Source organism: Pseudoalteromonas maris (genome assembly GCF_049257235.1).
Lineage (GTDB): Bacteria > Pseudomonadota > Gammaproteobacteria > Enterobacterales > Alteromonadaceae > Pseudoalteromonas.
This window is the reverse complement of sequence record NZ_JBMMUF010000004.1, coordinates 194,680-216,832: the sequence shown is the minus strand read 5'-3', so window position 1 is coordinate 216,832 and position 22,153 is coordinate 194,680. Positions and strand designations below refer to the sequence as shown.

The following is a 22,153-nucleotide window of genomic DNA, read 5'->3' as shown; positions in this document are numbered from 1 at the left end:
TGCAATGTTAGTTGCGGATTTGACCCACACCATTGACCAAGTATTTTTCAGTCGTCAACGACTCTAGACCCATAGGTCCGTATGCATGTAACTTGGTCGTTGCAATACCAATTTCAGCACCTAGGCCCAGTTGTGAGCCGTCAGAGAAACGTGATGAGGCGTTAACCATAACCACCGACGCGTCAACACTGCGCTGGAATAGTGTGGCAGTTTGCTCGTTTTGAGTACAAATAACTTCGGTGTGGAAGCTACCAAAACTGTCAATGTGCTCAACTGCACCATTAAAATCATCAACGATGCGCACGGCAATTTCTAAGTCTAAGTATTCTTCGCCAAACTCGTCATCAGCAATCACGTTAGCACCGTCAAAATACTGAGCTGCTTTGCTGTCGGCATTGATACGCACGTTTTTCTCAGCCAAGGCTTTTGCAGCCATCGGCAAGAACGTATCAGCAATGTCCTGATGTACCACTAAACCTTCAAGTGCATTACACACACCCGTTCGCTGCGTTTTACCGTTAAGTAGCAAATTCAAAGCGATATCAACGTCTGCATCTTTGTCTACATACAGGTGACAAACGCCTTTGAAGTGCTGGATAACAGGAATAGTCGAGTTCTCTGTTACGAAGTTGATTAGCCCTTCACCACCGCGTGGAATGATCAAATCAATCGTGTCGCGTTGCTGCATTAACTCCATCAGCAGGCCACGATCAGGATTTGGGATCACTGAGATCAATGCCTTAGGCAGATTATGCTTTTCAAGCACACTATGAAGCACTTCTGCGATGGCCATACTTGAGCCTAGCGCCTCTTTACCGCCGCGCAGAATAACCGCATTACCGGATTTAAAGCACAACGCACCCGCGTCAGCAGTCACGTTTGGACGCGCTTCATAAATCATACAAATCACGCCAAGCGGTACACGCATTTTATTAATTTGAATGCCATTTGGACGCTCGCCCATTGGACGTAACTGGCCTACAGGATCATCAAGTTCAGCAATTACTTCAATGCCTTCGGCCATATCTTCAATGCGCGCGTCTGTCAGCGTTAAGCGGTCAACCATCGCTGCGGGTAAATTGTTGTCGCGAGCATTGGCTAAGTCTGTCTCATTATGTGCTTTGATCTGCTCTTTGTTAGCACGCAAGGCATTCGCCATGTCTTTTAACACGGTGTTCTTAGTGTCGGTATCAAGTAGCGCTAGCACTTTCGCTGCTTTTGCTGCTTGAGTTGAAATATCCTTAATTAAACTCATGATTTCTCCAATACTGCTATATCTTCATCTGAAATAATTGGGCCGATAGAATCTTGCACTTCCTCACTAAACTCACTGCTTTCATTCTCTGCAATAAAGCTTAGCAAACAGCTGCTGTAATTGGCTTTTGCCTTCGCTATCTTGGTCCCATCATCACTGCGCACTAAAATGGTGTCACCTACGGAGAATTCACCGCGAACTTCAATAATCTCGTGCGGGTTGAGTTGCTCGCTGTTCTCATCTAATGGTTCATTGAAATTGCCCTCAACAACCACTTCCCCTTGCTCGCTCGCCGTATGCGTGCGCCAGTGAATAGCCTCTTGCATTGGTTTTTCATACGGCTTAAAGATAGTGCCCGGATTTTCACCTTCAAGTAAACGATTAAATGTTTGGTCCTTAAAACCATTTAGAATAAAGGTAGTAATACCGTGCGAAGTGGCTTTCTCGGCCGCTTCAATTTTCGTTTTCATACCGCCTGTGCCCACAGCACTGGTGGCACACCCAGCCATGGCATAAATGTCTTCGTTGATTTCCTCAACCTCTGGCAACAACACTGCGTCAGGGTGTAGGTTCGGGTTTTTATCAAACAAACCGTCAACGTCAGAGAAAATCATCAAGGCATCGGCGTCTGCAGCACCGGCAACCATTGCTGATAAGTTGTCGTTATCACCCACCTTAAGATCATCGGTCGTTACTGTGTCGTTTTCATTGATAATCGGCAAAATACCATGATCAAGTAAAGTGAAAATTGTTTCACGAATACTCTTGTAACGCTCACGGTCACGTAAGTCACCGTGAGTTAACAGTATTTGCGCCGAAGGGAAGTCGAAAAAACGATCCCAAGTCGCCATCATTTCCATTTGCCCTGCTGCCGCCATGGCTTTTTTCAATGCGACTGAGCGCGGCTTATCTTCAGGGAATAGGTGCGAGCCTGCGGCTACTGAGCCTGATGACACAAGGATCACTTCAATGCCTTGAGCGCGACAGCGAACAATAAACTGAGCGATGGTGAGTAAATAGCGCGAACTACAGCCATTTTGCTCGGGTGCAATCAAGGCACTGCCTACTTTTAGTACGATGCGTTGCCATTTAAAATTTTGCATTAGGTAAATTATCCTTTAACTAAGTTGCTCAAGTTTTTGCTCTGTCGCATGGAATGTTTCGCGCACGTCACTCGTCGGTGCTTGCGAAAACTTACTTACCAATACGATGGCAGTTGAACTTGCAATAAATCCAGGAACAATTTCATACATCACACTACTTAGCGTGCTCCCGTCACTAAGTACTGGTGCAAATATCCAAAACAGAACAGTTGCTGCACCGACAACGATCCCCGCTAGTGCGCCTTCATAGGTCGTTTTTGACCAACATAGACTGAACAAAACAAGTGGTCCGAACGCGGCACCAAAGCCAGCCCAAGCGTTACTCACCAGCGATAAAATGCTGTTTGATTTATCCAATGCCAACAGTGTGGCTACGAGGGCAACAGCAAACACCCCAACACGACCTACTTTTACTAACGTGCCTTGGTCGATTTCTTTTTTACTGTAGGCACGGTATACGTCCTCTGTTAATGAGCTAGAAGACACCAATAGTTGTGATGAAATCGTACTCATTATTGCAGCCAAGATTGCTGCCAATAAAAAACCACTGATAAGCGGGTGAAACAAAATTTCTGAGAACAAGATAAAAATTGTTTCAGGGTCGCTCACTTGCAAACCAAATTGATTTGCATACGCCACGCCCACCAGGCCTGTCGCAAGGGCGCCAATAATGGTCACCGTCATCCAGCTCATACCAATGTTGCGAGCCGTTTTGATATCAGCCACCGAACGTATCGCCATAAAGCGCACGATGATGTGAGGTTGACCAAAATAACCTAGACCCCACGCAAGACTTGAGATAATTCCCAAAACAGTGATGCTTTGCCACGATTCACTCCACGTTGGGATGCTTTGCTGCGCTGCAGCAAACATCTGCGCACTGTTTTCAAACTGCATAAAGGCAACAATAGGCACCAAAATCAGCGCGACGAACATGATGCAGCCTTGAACAAAGTCCGTCATGCTCACGGCTAAGAAGCCACCAAGTAGGGTGTAAGCTACCACTACCGATACTGTGACAACTAAACCAATGTGATAACTCAAGCCGAAAGCTGACTCAAACAACTTACCACCGGCAACGATCCCTGCAGATGTGTACAGAGTAAAGAACAGGATAATTACCGCCGCAGAGATGACGCGAATGGCACTGTTCTCACGTTTAAATCGTTTGTCGAAAAAGTCCGGCAATGTTAATGCATCATCAGCCATTTCGGTGTACACACGCAGTCGCGGTGCAACGAGCAAATAATTAGCAAGTGCGCCAACAACCAAACCAACGGCTATCCATACAGTATCGAAGCCAGTTAAAAACATGGCACCCGGCAGTCCCATAAGCATCCAGCCACTCATATCAGATGCGCCCGCTGAAAGAGCTGTAACATGTGGGCTTACTTTACGACCTCCGAGAATGTAACCCGATATGTCACTCGTTGAATTGCGATAAGCAAATAAGCCGATGCCAAGCATGGCAATAAAATAAAGAGCTAAAGAGAGGTATGTATAAAAATGCATTCCTTAAACTTCCTGTACACCCTGTAAGGTGGACTTTGTCTTGGACATAAAAAAGCCGCCAGTAATGACGCCGTTTTTTAAATGCGTTTTACCCTACCCATGTACGTAAATACTGTACGGGCATAGCATGTCCAACTAATTAAAAGGAAAGCACTAACAGTTGTGGTTTATGCGATAAACGCAGTGCGGTATTAACCATCCCAAACCACAATTAATTAGCACTCTAATGTTTCGTGTTCGAAGCAATATTATGCGGATCTAGATTAAAAAATCAACCGAAAACTGATAAATCTAGTCGAAATATATGCTAAAACACTATAATTTAAAGAACTTTTTATTGGCACAACCACAATAAACACTTCGCCTAAAAACAAATTAATGTACGTATAATTATTAAATATACACATTTTATTTGTACCCTAAACAAAAACAACCAAAAACCATCCCTAACCTAGTGACAGCACGTTGTTATTACTGCATCCTTACCCCATACTTACATTCCACTGATTGACTTAAAGGGTATTTATGTCAGCTATTTACATCGCAGGAATTGCCTTATGTAGCGTATTTGCACAGTGGCTCGCCTGGGCTTTTCGTGTTCCTGCTATTCTCTTTCTTCTCTTAACAGGGTTGTTGCTTGGCCCAGCGACGTCACTATTAAAGCCTGATGAGCTACTCGGTGATCTGCTCTTCCCTGTGGTGTCGTTATCCGTTGCCATTATTCTCTTTGAAGGTGCCCTCACTTTGCACTTTCGAGAATTGAAAGGTATTGGCAAAGTGGTCAGAAATTTATGTTCTGTGGGTATGTTAGCCACCTTTGCAGTGATCGGAGCGAGTGCCTATGGCTTGCTCGAGCTAGACTGGCGCGTTGCTGCTGTTCTGGGGGCGGTACTCGTTGTTACTGGACCCACAGTAATAGCGCCATTGCTTAATGCGATGCGACCAACACAAGACATCGACAGAGTGCTGCGCTGGGAAGGTATAGTGATTGACCCTATAGGTGCTTTGTTTGCGGTTTTAGTATTTGAAGCGGTGATGCTAGTTGGCACCAGTGGCGGCGTTTTTAGTCATACCTTGGGGGCCTTAGTCACAACCTTAAGTGTGGGTTTTTCATTAGGTGCAGCGGCAGGTTGGATCACCACCGTGTTGATCCGCCGTGAATGGCTCCCGTATGAGCTACACAAGTTTTTTATTCTTGCATTAGTACTTATCAGTTTTACCGTATCAAACCATCTTAGCCATGAATCTGGCTTGTTAGCGGTGACCGTATTTGGTATTTGGCTGGCCAATCAAGATGACTTAGAAATAGACTCTGTACTTGAATTTAAAGAAGATCTATCGATGATCTTAATCTCCAGTTTATTCATCTTACTGGCAGCGCGTTTAAAGCTAGAAGATTTACTAGCATTGGACTCGCAAGTGTTTATTTTCTTGGCCATTGTGTTGTTCATTGCTCGCCCACTGAATATTTTCATTTCAACCTTTGGCAGTGACTTACCGATTAAATCGCGCCTAATACTGGCATGGATAGCACCGCGTGGTATCGTTGCAGCGGCCGTCGGCTCAGTGTTTGCGTTGAGTATGGCTGAGGCGGGTATTGTCGATGCAAATAAGATGGTGCCGCTGATTTTTACAGTCATTATTGTAACTGTGGTGCTTAATAGTTTAACGGCAATTCCACTTGCTAAGTTACTTGGGGTTCGCCAACCGGCACCGTCAACAATTCTTATTATTGGTGCAAACCACGTATCACGCGCAATCGCGCGCGGCTTACAAGAGCAAGAGATAGAAGTGCACCTCTCAGATCCTGCATGGGAGAACTGCAAAATGGCACGTATGGATGGCCTACCTTGCTATTACGGTAACCCACAATCTGAGCATGCCGAGCGTTATTTACCACTGACAAATTTGAGTAAGGTATTAGCATTGTCTCCCAACCGTCACCACAATGCGCTGGGGATTCAGTATTTCAGTCACCTACTCGGTGAGAACAAGGTATTCTCTTTAAAATCTTCACAGAACCATGCCAAAGCCAATAAAGACAGTGCGACATTTTTATCTCGCCAAATCCTCTTTGGTGATAATGGCTCTTATGCCAAACTCAGTAGCCTTATCGCTAAAGGCGGCAAAGTTAGCGCTACCCGCTTAAGTGAAGAGTTTGATTGGCAGCAATATAAAGAAATGAACAGTGAGGCTATCCCACTATTTATTATTGGTAGTGAGAAAATGGTGCGCATTATTACCGAACAGATGGAACGGCCGCCTGAGCAAGGAGAGAAAATAGTTGCGCTACAACCCCCCAAGATGTCGGTGATCAAAGAAGATAAAGCACCAGCAACAAAAAACCCACAGCTGCCAGCTTAATGGCAGCGATGCAGACAAGCTCACTAGCATCGCCACTCTATGAAAACAAAAAACCCGACACTAGGTCGGGTTTTTTAGCATATGCTTTTAAGCTGTAAATCAGATTACTTGATTTTAGCTTCTTTGAAGATCACGTGCTTACGAGCTTTAGGGTCGTATTTTTTGATCTCCATTTTTTCAGGCATGTTACGCTTGTTCTTGTCGGTAGTGTAGAAATAACCAGTACCGGCAGTTGAAACTAGACGAATCTTATCACGCATGACTCAGGCTCCTTAAACTTTTTCGCCGCGAGCACGGATATCAGCTAGTACCGCGTCGATGCCTTTTTTGTCGATGATACGCATACCTTTAGTAGTAGTACGTAGTGATACAAAGCGTTTTTCACTTTCAACCCAAAAACGGTGAGTTTGTAGGTTAGGTAGGAAACGACGCTTAGTCGCGTTGCGCGCGTGTGAGCGGTGGTTACCTACCACTGGGCGCTTACCTGTAACTTGACAGACTTTAGACATGTCTATTTATCTCCAATAACTTCGCTCGAGCTTAATTTTCCCTTATGGCCTTTTTGTATACTGCCCCGGGATAAATCGAAGGGCGCTCTTTATACAGCATAGACAGGCAAAGATCAAGGAATCTGATCTAAGAATCAGCTCATGTATGAATTTTGATAGCGGCCAATTATAAAGATCTAGGCAGCAAAGGGAAAGCAAAAACTGCATTTAAATTGCACTAAACGCAGCCTTATCTGCCAACGTTCTCTTTATCTCTGATTTGTTTAACATTTACCACGCTATAAATAGCCCACTTGTGCAAAAGAAATGCAGGTGCTACCACCGACGACAATGTGATCAAGCACGCGAATATCCACCAGCGCCAAACTTTGGGTGAGTTTATTGGTGATCAGCTTATCTGCCTGGCTTGGCTCAGCAATCCCACTTGGATGATTGTGTGCAAAGATAACCGCAGCAGCATTATATTTTAGTGCCGCTTTGACCACCTCTCGAGGGTAAACAGATGCCGCATCTATGGTTCCTTGGAACATCACTTCATGGGTAATGAGCCTATTTTGCGTATCTAAAAACATCACTAAGAAGAGTTCTCGTTGCTGCCCTTTGAGTTCCAGTTTGAGAAAATCAGTTACAGCCTGAGGAGAGTTGAATACGGTATCTCTTTGCAAATCAGTCAGTAAGTGCCTTTTAGATAATTCAATCGCGGCTTGTAGTTGCGCATACTTGGCCGTTCCCATCCCCATTAGTTGGCAAAATTCATCGTGACTTGCAGACAATAAAGGGGACAGCCCTTGGCTTAACGTAAGCACTTGCTGAGCCAGCTCAATGGCATTGACTCCTTTGATACCAGTGCGAAAGAAAATAGCCAGTAACTCGGCATCACTCAACGAGCGAGCACCTAGTAAAAGTAACTTCTCTCTTGGTCTTTGAGACTCTGGAATATCCATTAATCGCATAAGCACTCCTTGTAATTAGCGTGTTTGTCCTTTGCTAAACTATAGTGCAAACACGCCACATCTGGTATCTTCTACATCATTGTAGGTACTTGATACCGCTCGAAGATAAACAAAAGTTACTGCTCGTTATGCGAAATAAAAAAGTGGTCCTTGGGATCAGTGGTGGCATCGCCGCCTACAAATGTGCTGAATTAACTCGTCGCCTCAAAGAGCGCGGCTGTGAAGTCAAAGTAGTCATGACTGACAGCGCCAAACATTTTATTACTCCTTTAACGATGCAAGCAGTATCTGGCGAGATGGTGTCTGATTCATTATTAGACCCGCAAGCTGAAGCGGCCATGGGCCACATTGAATTTGCTAAATGGGCTGACCTTATTTTAGTTGCACCAGCAACCGCAAATATCATCGCCAAAATGGCTGCGGGTATCGCTGATGATCTTCTCACTACCTTATTACTGGCAACAGACGCCGATGTGGCAATAGCTCCAGCTATGAACCAACAAATGTATGCACACGCGGCTACGCAAGCGAATTTGCACACCCTAAACGCACGAGGCGTGCAAATTTGGGGACCTGGTAGTGGCGAGCAGGCATGTGGCGATGTGGGCGCTGGACGTATGCTTGAACCAATGGAGTTGGTTGAATTAGTGTGTGCTGAACCCGTTGAGCAATTACTCAAAGGTAAAACCGTTACCATTACTGCTGGCCCCACCCGCGAGCCTCTGGACCCAGTACGCTACATCTCTAACCACAGCTCTGGAAAGATGGGCTATGCCCTCGCAGAAGCGGCTCTCGCCTTGGGCGCTAACGTTAACTTAATTTCTGGCCCAGTAAACATTAAAGCGCCAGCTAACGCACAGGTCTTTGCTGTGCAAAGCGCACTGGATATGCATAACCAAGCGCTTACCCTAGCCCCTCAATCTGACATTTTTATTGGGTGTGCCGCGGTCGCTGATTACCGAGCTGCAGATATCGCCGAACAAAAAATGAAAAAACAAGGCGATGAGTTAACACTCACGCTAGTAAAAAACCCTGACATTATTGCTGATGTAGCTGCTTTGACTCAAAATCGACCTTTTACCGTGGGCTTTGCTGCAGAAACTCAAGATGTGGCCACCTACGCCAAAGGTAAATTAAAGAACAAAAACTTGGATATGATCTGTGCCAATGACGTATCAGTTCAAGGCCAAGGTTTTAACAGCGATGACAATGCCCTTACTTTATTTAGCGCCCATGACGAAGTGAGCTTGGGCCTGATGAACAAGAGTAAGTTAGCACTCACTGTCATGAAAGAGATAGCTACAAAGTTAATTTAAAGTAATTAAAAGACTGGAAAGGGATTTCAGAAACTATTAAGATGGCGTTCATAATAAAGGTCAAAGACCACTAAATTAAGCATTACTAAGGAACGTCATGGCTGCTACTCGTCGCACTAACCGTAAAGAGCAGATTCTGCAATCACTTGCACAAATGTTGGAGACCAGCCCAGGTCAACGCATCACGACCGCAAAACTTGCCGCAGAGGTGGGTGTTTCTGAAGCAGCTCTTTACCGCCACTTCCCTAGTAAAGCCCGCATGTTTGAAGGGCTCATTGAATTCATCGAAGACACCCTACTTTCTCGTATCAACATCATCTTAGAAAACGAAAAAGAAACACAAAGCCGTGTTTATAACATCTTGATGTTACTACTTGCCTTTGCCGAGAAAAATCCGGGGATCACACGCATCCTTACCGGCGATGCGCTACAAGGTGAAAATGAACGTCTCCGTGATCGTATTCAAAGTTTATTCGAAAAATTAGAAACTCAGTTCAAACAGGTACTGCGCGAGCGCAAGTTACGTGAAGGCAAAGCCTTTGCCAGTGACGAAGCGACGCTTGCCAATCTATTCCTAGCTTATGTAGAAGGTAAGATGAACCAGTTTGTACGCTCAAACTTCACCGCCAAACCAAGCACCCAGTTTGATAAACAGTGGCAAGAGCTACAAAAGATCTGGTTGTAACCAAGATTAAAGAGCAAGGCTGAAGCCTTGCCTACAACAAAACAACACACCTTGTAGGTCGGGCTTTAGCCTGACAATGCATTGCACCAAAGAGCAAGGCTAAAGCCTTGCCTACAAAAAACAACATACCTTGTGGATCAGGCTTTGGCCTGGCACATAATCTGCGCTGTTTTCACATTAGTCCTTGCGCTATACTCCCGCCATTAATATCTCTGTATAGCGCCTCATCATGAAATTTCCTTGCCGTTTAGATAAATTTATTAGCCACTTGGGTGAAATTCCTCGTACTCACGCAAAAGCTGCAATCAAGAAAAAGCGTGTAACCGTGAATGGCGAAATAACAAAGCAATTAGACAAACCAATTACCGAGCAAGATGAAATCATGCTTGATGGCGAGGTATTAGTGTATCAAGGTATGCGCTACTTTATGCTCAACAAGCCTGAAGGTTTTGTGTGCGCTAACAGCGATGATCTGCATGCTACTGTACTAGAGCTGCTCGAAGAACCTAATTTGGGCGAGCTTCATATCGCAGGGCGTTTAGACATTGATACAACTGGACTGGTACTTATTAGTAATGATGGACAATGGACACATCAAATCACCAGCCCTAAGAAACAAAAATTTAAGACCTACTTGGTAGAAATTGCCGAACCACTATCAGAGGATGATATTGATGCTCTTGAAACTGGCGTGCAACTGCATGGCGAGCGTGAGCTAACACAGCCTGCAAAAGTAGAAGTGCTCGCTCCTTATCAAATCAGGTTGCATATTGTTGAAGGCAAATACCATCAAGTTAAGCGTATGCTCGCTGCAGTGGGCAATAAAGTTGTGACCTTACACCGTGAAGCGGTTGCAGGAATTGTGCTTGATGATGACTTGGCCCCTGGTGAATATCGCCAGCTGAATGATGAAGAAATAAACCTCGCTAAATAACCGCTTATTTACAGACACCTAGGTGCCCTTCTATAGTAGAGGTGACCTTTGCAGTATGAATTTCATTCAAACCAAGCTGCAAAGGTTAACACGCTCTAGTCACTAACAAGGAGAGTACCTATGCGAGTGATTCACCATGGTGCCGTAAAAGGCGTCACTGGCTCTTGCCACGAATTAGTGTTCAGTGAAGAACAATCGCTTTTAATTGACTGTGGGATGTTTCAAGGCCTTGAAGCCAAGAGCGACTTAAGCATTAATTTTGATATAAGTCGCGCTCAGGCACTCATTGTTACCCACTGCCATATTGACCATGTTGGTCGCATCCCTTACTTGCTCGCTGAGGGCTTTAAAGGGCCTATTTATGCATCTGAGGCAACCGCAGCTCTGCTCCCTTTAGTTATAGAAGATGCGCTGAAGATAGGTGTAACACAAGACCCTGAGCTTGTTGCAACCTGCATCAAACTGCTACAAAAACTACTTAAGCCCTTGCCCTTCAACACTTGGCACAACTTAGAAAATGTCTGCCCAAGCGTAAAGTTTCGTTTTCAACGTGCTGGGCATATTCTTGGCTCAGCGTATGTTGAAATTGATGTTGGTAAAGGTGCAAATGCACACAGAGTGGTTTTTTCTGGTGATTTAGGTGCCCCTTACACACCGCTTTTACCTGCGCCGAAAGCGCCCTATAAAGCAGACACTTTGGTGATTGAGTCTACCTACGGCGATAGCTTGCACGAAGGGCGCAAAACTCGAGCGCAACGCCTAAAAAAAGTGATTGAACGCGCCGTAACAGACAATGGCGTGGTATTGATCCCCGCATTTAGTATTGGCCGTACACAAGAGTTGCTCTATGAATTAGAACAACTTATTTATAGCGCGCCCAAGCGCTCTTTTTGGCATGAAATAGAAGTTATTGTCGACTCCCCTATGGCTGCTAACTTCACCGCCCAATACCGAAGGTTTAAAACCCTGTGGGATAAAGAAGCCAAAGCCAAAATAGCAAAAGGTCGCCATCCTCTTAGTTTTGAACACCTATATACCGTAGATAGCCACCAAGAGCATGAGCGTGTTGTGAGCTACTTAAAGCGCCGACACAAACCCGCCATTATTATTGCAGCGAGCGGTATGTGCAGCGGCGGGCGAATTGTGAACTATCTCGATGCATTTTTAGAAGACCCTACAGCAGACGTTATTTTTGTTGGCTATCAAGGCAAGGGGACACCAGGGCGAGAGATACAAAAATATGGCCCGCGCGGTGGCTATGTGATGTTGAATAATCGCCGCATAGATATACGCGCGCACATTCATACTATTTCTGGCTATAGTGCTCATGCCGACCAAGCGAGTTTGGTACGTTTCGTGACGGGTATGAGGAAAAAACCAAGCCACATAAAAATAGTACATGGTGATGACGATGCGAAAGCGGCACTTGCACAGAAGCTGGCAGAAGCACTTAGCTCAGACACAAAAATAGAAATCGCCACATGATAGAGCGCAAGGCTGAAGCCTTGCCTACAACAAATCAACATACCGTGTAGGTCGGGCTTTAGCCTGACAATGCATTGCACCAAAGCGCAAGGCTGAAGCCTTGCCTACAAAAACCAACATACCTTGTAGGTCAGGCTTTTATCCTGACAATGCACCGAAGCGCAAGGCTGAAACCTTGCCTAAACAAACCAACATACCTTGTAGGTTAGGCTTTAGCCTGACAATGCACGGCTCCAGAAAGCAAGGCTGAAGCCTTGCCTACAACACACCAACACACCTTGTAGGTCAGGCTTTAGCCTGACAATTTGGCGACAGCCAAACAAACCCTCATTCCACAAAGCGAGGCTGAAGCCTTGCCTACAACACACCAACATACCAACATACCAACATACCAACATACCTTGTAGGTTAGGCTTTAGCCTGACAATATATTTAATCAAATTAGCTATAATTAAGAGATGCAAATATTCAAAGGAACTGAATATGCCCTATAGCGAACTAACAAAAGGCCGCAGCTCACAACTTCAACAAGAATATTTCATTACATTTTGTTGCTGTAACAGAGATCCTATTTTTAAAGACCCAAACCTAGCGGGAGCTTTCTGTGCCAGCATTGAACCGAATGAGAGTGTATGCGGATACCAATGGCTTACATGGGTATTAATGCCTGAACACTTTCATGGATTATTGAGACTGACCTTTCCCCTGAATTAGTACCATTCATTCAATGAGATAATTCATATTTTGACCGGCCCCCATTATTAGTACCACTTACCCGATGAAACAGACATGTTAGTTTTTAATGGATGCCGCGAACTGTATTGGCGACAGGTTATTTAATGCCTGGTGAGGTCGACTCTGATTATAGTCATTTCGCCAAGCTTCGATTTTCAATTTAGCATCAGTTAATGATTCGAACCAATGACAATTCAAGCATTAATCTCTGAAGCTACCGTTTAGCGACTCGATAAATGGATTGTCTGTTGGTTTTCCTGGTCTAGAGAATGCTAGCGTGACTTTGTTGGTATAAGCCCATAAGTCCGTCATCTGACCCGAAAATTCACTGCCGTTGTCACAGTGAATACGCTTGGGAGCACCTCTCTTTCTACATAATCTTGTGAGCGTTGCTACGACGTTTTCGGAACGCAATCGGGAGCAGATATCTGCTGCCAAACATTCACGAGTGAATGTATCTACCACGGTGAGAATACGAAACTTGCTCCCCGTCGTCAGTTGGTCAGAAACAAAGTCCATAGACCAACGCTGGTTCGGCTTTGACGGTAGTTTCAAAGAAAGTCTGGGCCGCTGTATTTTATTCCGCTTTTTGGTGCGAACTTGGAGTCCTTCTTCCGTATAAATGCGATAGGTTAAAGAAAGCCATATTATAAAATTATACACTTTAAGTTTCATTACCCTTTAATGTACAATAGCATTCGTGAGCAATTATGGTTAATGACAACGCTACAATCATGGAGAGGCGTACTTTGAAACAAATTATTTTAGAAAAATTTAATGAGGCTCTTGAGCAAACTGACGCTGATATTCAATTTGATAACATCAGTGAAGACCAAATTCTATTGGAGAGTGGATTAGATTCTTTAGGATTTGCTATTCTTGTTGCTTTACTTGAAGAAGAACTGGACTTCGACCCTTTCCAACAAATGGAAGATGCAGTTTACCCTACTACTTTTGGCGAATTTGTAGCTATCTATGAAAAGTATTCGTCATGAGCCAAGCAGCCTGATTGAGGCAGTGAAGCGAATCCCCCAAGAAAGAGCTTTTTTAGTAACAAAAGACTTAAGATATAAATACAAGGACATTGTCGCACTAAGCGATAGTTTTAGTTCTGAGTACCCATATTTAGAACAGCAGAACTGTGCTGTGATTTCTACCGACCGTGAATCTTTGGCTATATACCTCCCTGCAATAGATAACCTATCAAACAAGTTATTTCTATTACCCCAAGATGCAGGAGAGCATTTTGAATATTTTCTTCAAACTGCTGAAATAGACTACGTTATATATCTTTCCGATGCTAAGGTAAGTAGGGTCAGAAAACTTTTAACACATAAAAAACAAGAAAAAGATGATTCACCAGGGTACATACTCTCAACTTCAGGAACAACTGGCGTCCCAAAGTTGGTAAGCTACACGCTAAACTCTCTTCTTGCAAAGACAAAAACTGATGTAAGTCGTGGAAAAGACTTTACATGGGGATTGACTTACGACATCAACAGATTCGCTGGCTTACAAGTTTATCTCCAAGTTATTTCGTCAGGTTCGACCTTAGCTATTCCATCCAATAACGCGTCAATGAGCGATTTAATTTATCTGTTCTCGAGAGAACATGTCAACGCATTATCCGGAACGCCATCGTTCTGGCGTAAGTTGTTAATGGAGCCAAATCACCGGGCACTTAAATTACATCAGATCACTCTAGGAGGAGAGATTAGTAACCAGAGTGTACTTTCTGCATTGAGTCAAAGATATCCCTCAGCAGCAATTTCTCATATATACGCTTCTACAGAAGCAGGCGTAGGCTTTGTAGTTAAAGATAAGAAAGAAGGTTTCCCAATTTCCTTTTTATCCAAAAACTCAAACTTAGCATGCCAACTTAAAATTGTTAACGGAAATCTGTGGATAAAAAGCGCTAATGGATGCACAAAGTTTTTAAAGGGAGAGTTAAATGTTGATGAACAAGAGTTTATTGATAGTGGAGATATGGTCAAAGTTTTAAAAGATAGAGTTATTTTCCTAGGAAGAGAAAGTGGTGCAATTAATGTCGGTGGCAATAAAGTTATGCCTGAGAAAATCGAGTCTATTTTAGAGCAACACCATTATGTTGTGATGTCTAAAGTTTACGCGAAATCAAACCCCGTTTTGGGTTCTCTCGTAGCTTGCGAAGTTGTTCTTGAAGAATCTGCGAAAAGCCTTAGCCAAAATGATGTTAAACGAAATGTTTTGTCATTTTGTCGAGAGCAATTAGAAGGGTTTGAGGTTCCTGCACTATTAAAAGTTGTAGATTCAATACCTGTTAGTGCTACTGGTAAGAAGGTAAGATATTAATGAAAAACATAATAGTCACAGGCTGTGCGAAGGGACTTGGGCTCGAGACATCAAAGATGCTTGCTGCAGCTGGTTATAAAGTGATTGGAATAAGTCGCACTTATACTGACGAGTACAATCAATTAAAATCTGATTACCCGCAGAGTGTCTTCTTTTACCAATTTGATTTTGCTGAAGTTAAAGAAATTTCATTATTAGTTAAGAAAATCACTAAAGAACATGGCCGTATTTATGGGCTTATCAATAATGCAGCGATAGGACATGACGGCGTACTAGCAACTATGCATGAATCTGATATCACATCTTTGTTGGCAATAAATATAGAAGCGCCAATCTTACTGACCAAATATGTTTCTAGGTCTATGCTTCTCAATCGGAAGGGTCGTATTATAAATGTTGGATCAATTATAGGTTCAACGGGCTACAATGGCCTTAGCGTGTATGGCGCAACAAAATCTGCTTTAGGCGGCTTTACTAAATCATTAGCTCGAGAACTTGGTAAATCACAAATAACTGTGAATACGCTAGCTCCTGGTTACATGGAAACCAACATGACCGATGGCTTGAAAGGTGACAAGCTTGAGAAGATAAAAAGGCGCAGCTGTTTGGGCAGACTTGCTAATGTTAGTGATGCTGCTAGCATGGCGCTGTTTCTACTGTCAGAAGATGCTTCAGGTATTACAGGAGCAACATTTACCGTAGATGCAGGCAGCACAGCCTAAGGGAGAATTTATGATTACAGGCAGATATACCCCTTGGGATGAAAGCGCCCTTAAAGTAAAGACTTTTGAAATTCAAGCTATAGACATTACCAACGAAAAGCTCTGCGTCCAGAGCCTCACAAAAAATGATTTTTGTGAGGCCGAACTCATTTACGGTCGATTTCCATCCAATAATTTAAAAATAAAAGAGATATTGATAAAATCAGGGTATTTTATTTGTGAGACGAGCTTAAACGTTACATTAAAAAATTTGGAAAGTTATACTCTTCCATACATTTACTCCAGAAGAAAACTATCTATATCTACTTTAGATAAAAACGATTATTCAACATTAGCAAATATTTGCCAAAATACATTCGATTATTCCAGATTTCATGAAGATCCCTTTATTCCGAATGATCTTGCAAATGCGAGGATCGTTCAATGGATTAGGGATTTAGCAAATCAAGACGTTACGTGTCTAGTAAATAGATCAAACTCAAATGACATTTTATCATTTATGATCTTTAAGACAACAAACGACACTCACATAGAGCTTATTTTAGGGGGGAGTAAAAAGGGTTATGAGCTAAACTCTCCTTTCTTTTGGGGAAGCGTCATCCAATACTTCAAAGACAAGGGCCACTCAAAAATATCCACGACGATTTCCGCGGCCAATAAAGGCGTTTTGTCTTTATATCAAAATTTAGGTTTTAAAATAATCAATGTAAAGACCGACTATCACAAACACATAAAATTTTAACCGTGACTTATTTAAATACTCTGTAGGCGTTATTAGCTGGGCTTGAACTATGCCCACTGAACAGAGTGTTTCTATGTTTTACAGGAACTGCTCACTTACCCATTAGTGACGCAGTTCAAAATTAGAGTTTTCCTGCTTTTTTCGATAACCTTCCGGAGTCAGGTTTCTTAAACTTTCATTTGTTCGTTTCTTCGTTGCAATCCAACCGCCATAACTATGGTACTTCGGTTACCTTACCTTTGATATCAAACTGATCTTCCCCCAAAATTAACACCATGACTTTGATGAGATTTAGCCTGAAAAAAGGAGCTAAGCAGCTCCATTTTACCTTACTGGCTATACCCATTGGGATTCTGGCTTTGCCAACGCCACGCGTCGCTCATCATATCTTCAAGGCCACGTTCGGCCTTCCAGCCGAGCTCGTCCAGCGCTTTTTGTGGACTGGCATAACATGACGCGATGTCACCATCACGGCGCGGGCCTACTTTATAGGGCACTTGTTTTCCCGATGCCTGCTCGAACGCATGCACCATCTCTAATACAGAATAACCATTACCAGTGCCCAGGTTATATATGTGCACACCTGCATGTTGCTCTAACCGCGCGAGTGCCTTGAGGTGCCCTAATGCTAAATCAACTACATGAATATAGTCTCGCACTCCGGTGCCGTCTTTGGTGTTGTAATCATCGCCAAATACACCGAGTTGCTCTAGCTTACCTACCGCAACTTGTGAAATATAAGGGAGTAAGTTGTTTGGAATGCCGTTGGGATCTTCGCCAATTTGACCACTGTGATGAGCGCCAACAGGATTGAAATAGCGTAAAATAGCAAAGCGCCAACGCGGGTCTGATTGAGCAACGTCTTGCAAGATTTGTTCAACCATCAATTTAGAGGTGCCATACGGATTAGTCGTGCCTCCCACAGGGGCTTGTTCGTCAATAGGCAAATACTGAGGATCGCCATACACGGTCGCAGACGAGCTAAACACCAATGAGAACACTCCGGCGTCGCGCATCGCATCAATCAAAGTGAGTGATCCTTGCACGTTGTTTTGATAATACATTACAGGCTTTGCAACCGACTCACCCACCGCCTTAAGGCCTGCAAAGTGAACCACACTGGTGATATCAAACTCATGGAATACTTTATCAAGCGCGGCTTTATCGCGAATGTCATCTTTGATGAAGGTGACCGACTTACCCGTTAGCGTCTTAACTCGTTGCAAAGACTCACTTGATGCATTACTGAGGTTATCAAACACAACCACCTCAGAGCCCTGATTAAGTAACTCTAATACCGTGTGAGAACCAATATATCCGGCGCCGCCGGTTACTAAAACAGCCATACTACTACCTTGTATTACAAGCTTTTAATGTGTTTGGTAAGTGCTTCACCTAACTCTGCGTGTTTTTGTGCATAACGAACGAAAGCCTTCACATAGCCCATCTTGTCACCGCAATCGTGCGACAACCCACTCATGCGAAATGCCTCAACCGGCTCTTGCTCAATCAACATATCAATTGCATCTGTTAATTGAATTTCGCCACCCGACCCCACTGGCGTTTTACGTAACAGGGGCCAGATATTATGTGAGAGCACATAGCGACCAACCACAGCTAAATTAGAAGGCGCGTCTTCAACCTTAGGCTTTTCAACCATAGATTTGATCACCGCACTTTGCCCTGGCTCGATTTGCTCGCCATTAATGTCGGCAATACCGTATTTGTTTACGTCTTCTTTCGCCACAGCCTCAAGCATGATCTGGCTTGCTTGGGTTTGTTCAAAACGTTTCAGCATAGCAGCCAAATTCTCTTGGGTTTGATCCGCACTGTATTCATCAAGAATTACATCGGGAAGCACCACCACAAATGGGTTATCGCCCACAATTGGCTGAGCACATAAAATTGCGTGTCCTAAGCCTTTAGCTTCACCCTGACGAATACCTATAATAGTAACATCATCTGGGCAAATAGAGCGAACTTCATCAAGCAATTGACGTTTAACACGCTTCTCTAGCGTTACTTCCAGCTCAAAGCTGGTATCGAAGTGATTTTCTACAGAATTTTTGGAGGAGTGAGTCACCAAGATAATTTCTTTGATCCCTGCATTTACACATTCATTCACTATGTATTGAATGAGCGGTTTATCAACAAGTGGGAGCATTTCTTTGGGGATAGCTTTGGTGGCAGGTAACATGCGCGTGCCGAGGCCGGCAACAGGGATAACAGCTTTCATGTAATTTTATAACTCTTTGAGAAACCTTAATAACCAGCATACAAACTAGTTACTAAGATTTCTACATAAAGCTATATCTAAAGGGAATAACTTAGGAGCGAATGCGTCTAATATTACGAAGGCGCCGAATACGGTTTCGCCTTTGGATAACTCTCACAAACTTTAAGAGCTTCCAAACATGCATCATGGAATAGTTGTACACAACAAACAATACCAAAAATGCACAGAACATAACGCTTTCAGATACTTGGTAGTAATCGCAAACTACACCAACCGCAGCTAGCACAATTGAAATTATGCTAATAATGGCGAGTGCACCTTTAGGCGTCATACCCGCTCGCATAAAAATATGGTGCAAATGATCTCTATCCGGCTTGAATGGTGACTGACCTTTCTTTAAACGTCTAAATACAATAGCAACCATATCCATAAGTGGAATGGCGATAAGCCATAAAGCCGTTACAGGCCTAAATGAGGGGTTCTCGCCTTGCGTTCCTAACGTAAGCATCCAAATTACACTCAAGCCTATAAACATCGAACCTGCATCACCCATAAATATTTTACGAGCCTTGCCCGGTAGCAAAGAGAGGTTAAACAGCAAAAATGGTACGACTGAAAATGCGATAATTACAGGTAACATCGCCTGATTAGTATTACCACTTAAGTAAAAAAGAACCGCAATAGCTGTGAAGCTATTTAGTGCCAAAGATCCTGCTAAACCATCAATCCCATCGGTCATATTGAATGCGTTAATGGCGGCTATTACCGCGACAATAGTAAAGAAAGTACCAAACACACCTAGGTCTACATCACCTAAAAATAGTAGGTTCCCTAAGTCATGAATATAGTGGCCGGCACCATACACCAAAATACCACCAATAAGAATTTGAGCTACGATTCGAGTCCTTACAGGCAAATCTTCTTTGTCATCGAGCATTCCCAAAAATACAATCAACGCAGCAGAGAGTAAAAATAACCTCACCGTTGCATCTGTGGGGAAAGCTATTAACGTGGCACTCAAAGTGCCTAAAAATATCGCAATACCACCAATAAGGGGCACCGCCCCATCATGATGCTTTCGCGCATTGGGGACATCTACTAAGCCAACTTTTACTGCAAGGGGTTTTAAAATGGGTATTGCTATGAGTGTTGTAAGAAGAGCTACTAGAAACTCCACACTTATTTCTCCATGCTTCCCTCATATCCTTGAGAGATGAAATCCAATCGTAGCGAAAATTATAACACTTGATACAAGTGTTAGTAATTTATCTTGCCAAATAATTTATAACTTTTTGTTACCGATACTAATTTCTTTCTATATTCACCATCATGTCGTGCAAATTGTCTTGCCATTGAGTACGGCTTCTACTGTCTGCTTTCAGCAGACTATATTTCGGACGCTTTGCGGGCGTTGGATAGTCATTCGTTGTTATTGCGTTTAGCGTCACAGTGTTTCTAATAATGCCCAACTCTTTACCTTGCCTATATATTTCGACAGCAAAATCATACCAGCTAGCAACCCCCAAATCAGACCAATGATAAATTCCATTAAATTCTTTACTGTCCACTAACTGCCATATAAATTCGGCAAGGCCTCGGGCATAAGTAGGACAGCCAATTTGATCGGAGACGATACCTAAGTCACTACGTTCATTCATCAATTTAATCATGGTTTTCACGAAATTGGCTCCGAAGCAAGAATATAACCAAGAGGTTCGAATAATGGCATAACCATTTTGCATCACTTCTTGAATAGCCTCATCACCCGCAAGCTTCGATGCACCGTAAACACCTAATGGGTTAGTATTGTCGTCAACTTCATATGGTTGATTTTTACTTCCATCAAATACGAAGTCAGTAGAAACATGAACCAATCTGCATTCATACAAAGAGCAATATTGAGCTAGTGACTCTACAGCTTCACAATTTAGTTTGAAAGCGGCAGCCTCATCAGATTCAGCTTTATCTACAGCGGTGTATGCCGAAGCATTAATAATAATTTGGGGCTTATACTCACTAAGCGTGCCAAATAATTTATCTCTATCAAAAAGGTCTATATCCTCCCTTCCTAGAAATGTAACCTCCCTATGAGTACCCGTAGCCTTTAATTCTTGTGCTAACTGGCCAGATTTACCGATAACAACTATCATAAAACACCTAAAAATAAAGCGGTGGAGTCACCGCTTGTATACTAAGAATCTGAGCCTAGTCGCTCTCGCATATAACTACCATCTTGAACATGTTGGCACCAAACACTGTTTTCTAAATACCACTCAATGGTCTTTCTTATACCGGTTTCGAAAGTTTCAACAGGCCGCCAACCTAATTCGCGTTCTATCTTGGTTGCATCTATTGCATAACGAACATCATGCCCAGGCCTGTCCGCCACATAGGTTACTAGACTCTCAAACCCATCACCGCCAGATGACTTTGCCAATGCATTATCAGATGCTAGTTCTTCAAGAAGAGCGCAAATAGTTTGAACCACTTCAATATTTTGCTTTTCATTAAAACCGCCAATATTGTAGGTTTCACCAACCTGACCTTCTGTAACAACCTTATATAAAGCTCGCGCATGATCTTCAACAAACAACCAATCGCGTATTTGCTTCCCATCACCATAGACAGGTAACGGCTTCCCCTCTAATGCATTTAAAATCATTAAAGGAATTAACTTTTCAGGGAAATGGTATGGTCCATAGTTATTTGAACAGTTAGTAACAACCACAGGCAAACCATATGTACGATACCAAGCTCTAACGAGGTGATCGCTGGCCGCTTTAGAGGCTGAATACGGTGAACTAGGCTCATATGATGTTTCTTCGGTGAATAAACCAGTTTCGCCTAGGTCACCATACACTTCATCAGTTGAGATGTGGTGAAATCTAAAACCTGAGCGTTTTTCTTCCGGTAACTCTTTGTAATACTCGCGTGCTGCCTCAAGTAACGAGAAGGTGCCAACCACGTTAGTTTGAATAAACTCACCAGGACCATCTATTGATCTATCTACATGACTCTCTGCAGCTAGATGCATTACATAATCAGGTTGATATTTGGTAAATAAACTTCGCATAGCATCTTTATCCACAATATCCGCTTGCTCAAAGCTATAGCGCTCGTTTTGAGCAATGCTCTCCAGCGACTCAAGATTGCCGGCATAAGTCAGTTTATCTATATTAATAACTTGATTATCAGTTTCATTAATTAAAAAACGAACCAGTGCAGAACCAATAAAACCTGCACCACCCGTTACAAAAATTTTCTTATTCAT

General features: G+C 43.2%; 22 protein-coding genes. 9 read left to right on the top strand and 13 right to left on the bottom strand.

What is annotated here, in order from left to right:
* Positions 1 to 7 precede the first annotated feature (7 nt).
* The 3 genes from AAEU32_RS07815 to putP are packed head-to-tail and all read right to left on the bottom strand — an operon-like array spanning position 8 to position 3,870.
* The gene (locus AAEU32_RS07815) at positions 8 to 1,255 is read right to left on the bottom strand and encodes a glutamate-5-semialdehyde dehydrogenase (protein WP_421969968.1); all 1,248 of its coding nucleotides are present in this window, start codon (positions 1,253 to 1,255) and stop codon (positions 8 to 10) included.
* Positions 1,252 to 2,358 carry a glutamate 5-kinase gene (proB, locus tag AAEU32_RS07810; protein ID WP_421969967.1) on the bottom strand — a complete coding sequence of 369 codons (1,107 nt, stop codon included), beginning with the start codon at positions 2,356 to 2,358 and terminating at the stop codon, positions 1,252 to 1,254. Before proB ends, AAEU32_RS07815 begins: the two co-directional genes overlap by 4 nt.
* A 15-nt stretch (positions 2,359 to 2,373) precedes the next feature.
* Positions 2,374 to 3,870, bottom strand: a complete 1,497-nt coding sequence (putP, locus tag AAEU32_RS07805; protein WP_421969966.1) for a sodium/proline symporter PutP — start codon at positions 3,868 to 3,870, stop codon at positions 2,374 to 2,376.
* A 525-nt stretch (positions 3,871 to 4,395) separates the two neighbouring features.
* Here putP and AAEU32_RS07800 point away from each other — a divergent pair.
* Complete coding sequence (locus AAEU32_RS07800) at positions 4,396 to 6,234, top strand: cation:proton antiporter (protein WP_421969965.1); 1,839 nt, start codon at positions 4,396 to 4,398, stop codon at positions 6,232 to 6,234.
* 104 nt (positions 6,235 to 6,338) lie between these two features.
* Here AAEU32_RS07800 and rpmG read toward each other — a convergent pair whose 3' ends face one another.
* The 3 genes from rpmG to radC all read right to left on the bottom strand — a co-directional run bounded on the left by rpmG (position 6,339) and on the right by radC (position 7,696).
* Positions 6,339 to 6,494, bottom strand: coding sequence for a 50S ribosomal protein L33 (rpmG, locus tag AAEU32_RS07795; protein ID WP_099643121.1), 156 nt, complete (start codon positions 6,492 to 6,494; stop codon positions 6,339 to 6,341).
* A 12-nt stretch (positions 6,495 to 6,506) separates the two neighbouring features.
* Positions 6,507 to 6,743 carry a 50S ribosomal protein L28 gene (gene rpmB / locus AAEU32_RS07790; RefSeq protein ID WP_138508549.1) on the bottom strand — a complete coding sequence of 79 codons (237 nt, stop codon included), beginning with the start codon at positions 6,741 to 6,743 and terminating at the stop codon, positions 6,507 to 6,509.
* 278 nt (positions 6,744 to 7,021) lie between these two features.
* Positions 7,022 to 7,696, bottom strand: a complete 675-nt coding sequence (gene radC / locus AAEU32_RS07785) for a RadC family protein (RefSeq protein ID WP_421969964.1) — start codon at positions 7,694 to 7,696, stop codon at positions 7,022 to 7,024.
* A 128-nt stretch (positions 7,697 to 7,824) separates the two neighbouring features.
* On the opposite strand from radC, the gene coaBC reads away from it, so the two are divergent.
* The 4 genes from coaBC (at position 7,825) to AAEU32_RS07765 (ending at position 12,116) form a co-directional block, all read left to right on the top strand.
* The gene (coaBC, locus tag AAEU32_RS07780) at positions 7,825 to 9,012 is read left to right on the top strand and encodes a bifunctional phosphopantothenoylcysteine decarboxylase/phosphopantothenate--cysteine ligase CoaBC (protein ID WP_421969963.1); all 1,188 of its coding nucleotides are present in this window, start codon (positions 7,825 to 7,827) and stop codon (positions 9,010 to 9,012) included.
* A gap of 97 nt (positions 9,013 to 9,109) precedes the next feature.
* Positions 9,110 to 9,697 carry a nucleoid occlusion factor SlmA gene (gene slmA / locus AAEU32_RS07775; RefSeq protein WP_421969962.1) on the top strand — a complete coding sequence of 196 codons (588 nt, stop codon included), beginning with the start codon at positions 9,110 to 9,112 and terminating at the stop codon, positions 9,695 to 9,697.
* 229 nt (positions 9,698 to 9,926) lie between these two features.
* Positions 9,927 to 10,631: a 16S rRNA pseudouridine(516) synthase RsuA gene (gene rsuA / locus AAEU32_RS07770; RefSeq protein WP_421969961.1), complete on the top strand. Its 705-nt coding sequence runs from the start codon at positions 9,927 to 9,929 to the stop codon at positions 10,629 to 10,631.
* Between the two features lie 120 nt (positions 10,632 to 10,751).
* A complete protein-coding gene (locus AAEU32_RS07765) occupies positions 10,752 to 12,116 on the top strand; it encodes an MBL fold metallo-hydrolase RNA specificity domain-containing protein (RefSeq protein WP_421969960.1) in 1,365 nt (454 codons plus the stop codon).
* A gap of 792 nt (positions 12,117 to 12,908) precedes the next feature.
* On the opposite strand, the gene AAEU32_RS07760 is transcribed toward AAEU32_RS07765, so the two are convergent.
* The gene (locus AAEU32_RS07760) at positions 12,909 to 13,049 is read right to left on the bottom strand and encodes an integrase core domain-containing protein (protein ID WP_421969959.1); all 141 of its coding nucleotides are present in this window, start codon (positions 13,047 to 13,049) and stop codon (positions 12,909 to 12,911) included.
* A 3-nt stretch (positions 13,050 to 13,052) separates the two neighbouring features.
* A complete protein-coding gene (locus AAEU32_RS07755) occupies positions 13,053 to 13,406 on the bottom strand; it encodes a DDE-type integrase/transposase/recombinase (RefSeq protein WP_421969958.1) in 354 nt (117 codons plus the stop codon).
* A gap of 251 nt (positions 13,407 to 13,657) precedes the next feature.
* Here AAEU32_RS07755 and AAEU32_RS07750 point away from each other — a divergent pair, with 251 nt between their 5' ends.
* The 4 genes from AAEU32_RS07750 to AAEU32_RS07735 are packed head-to-tail and all read left to right on the top strand — an operon-like array spanning position 13,658 to position 16,646.
* A complete protein-coding gene (locus AAEU32_RS07750; protein WP_421970095.1) occupies positions 13,658 to 13,846 on the top strand; it encodes a phosphopantetheine-binding protein in 189 nt (62 codons plus the stop codon).
* The gene (locus AAEU32_RS07745) at positions 13,827 to 15,182 is read left to right on the top strand and encodes an AMP-binding protein (RefSeq protein WP_421969957.1); all 1,356 of its coding nucleotides are present in this window, start codon (positions 13,827 to 13,829) and stop codon (positions 15,180 to 15,182) included. The genes AAEU32_RS07750 and AAEU32_RS07745 overlap by 20 nt, the downstream gene beginning before the upstream one ends.
* Positions 15,182 to 15,904, top strand: coding sequence for an SDR family NAD(P)-dependent oxidoreductase (locus tag AAEU32_RS07740; protein WP_421969956.1), 723 nt, complete (start codon positions 15,182 to 15,184; stop codon positions 15,902 to 15,904). The genes AAEU32_RS07745 and AAEU32_RS07740 overlap by 1 nt, the downstream gene beginning before the upstream one ends.
* Before the next feature lie 10 nt (positions 15,905 to 15,914).
* Positions 15,915 to 16,646, top strand: coding sequence for an N-acetyltransferase (locus tag AAEU32_RS07735; RefSeq protein WP_421969955.1), 732 nt, complete (start codon positions 15,915 to 15,917; stop codon positions 16,644 to 16,646).
* A 329-nt stretch (positions 16,647 to 16,975) separates the two neighbouring features.
* Here AAEU32_RS07735 and galE read toward each other — a convergent pair whose 3' ends face one another.
* The 5 genes from galE to rfbB form a co-directional block, all read right to left on the bottom strand.
* The gene (gene galE, locus AAEU32_RS07730; RefSeq protein ID WP_421969954.1) at positions 16,976 to 17,992 is read right to left on the bottom strand and encodes a UDP-glucose 4-epimerase GalE; all 1,017 of its coding nucleotides are present in this window, start codon (positions 17,990 to 17,992) and stop codon (positions 16,976 to 16,978) included.
* Positions 17,993 to 18,006: 14 nt separating this feature from the next.
* Positions 18,007 to 18,882 carry a UTP--glucose-1-phosphate uridylyltransferase GalU gene (galU, locus tag AAEU32_RS07725; RefSeq protein ID WP_421969953.1) on the bottom strand — a complete coding sequence of 292 codons (876 nt, stop codon included), beginning with the start codon at positions 18,880 to 18,882 and terminating at the stop codon, positions 18,007 to 18,009.
* A gap of 91 nt (positions 18,883 to 18,973) precedes the next feature.
* The gene (wecA, locus tag AAEU32_RS07720) at positions 18,974 to 20,059 is read right to left on the bottom strand and encodes a UDP-N-acetylglucosamine--undecaprenyl-phosphate N-acetylglucosaminephosphotransferase (protein WP_421969952.1); all 1,086 of its coding nucleotides are present in this window, start codon (positions 20,057 to 20,059) and stop codon (positions 18,974 to 18,976) included.
* Positions 20,060 to 20,186: 127 nt separating this feature from the next.
* Positions 20,187 to 21,032, bottom strand: a complete 846-nt coding sequence (gene rfbD, locus AAEU32_RS07715) for a dTDP-4-dehydrorhamnose reductase (RefSeq protein ID WP_421969951.1) — start codon at positions 21,030 to 21,032, stop codon at positions 20,187 to 20,189.
* A 41-nt stretch (positions 21,033 to 21,073) separates the two neighbouring features.
* A complete protein-coding gene (gene rfbB / locus AAEU32_RS07710; RefSeq protein WP_421969950.1) occupies positions 21,074 to 22,153 on the bottom strand; it encodes a dTDP-glucose 4,6-dehydratase in 1,080 nt (359 codons plus the stop codon).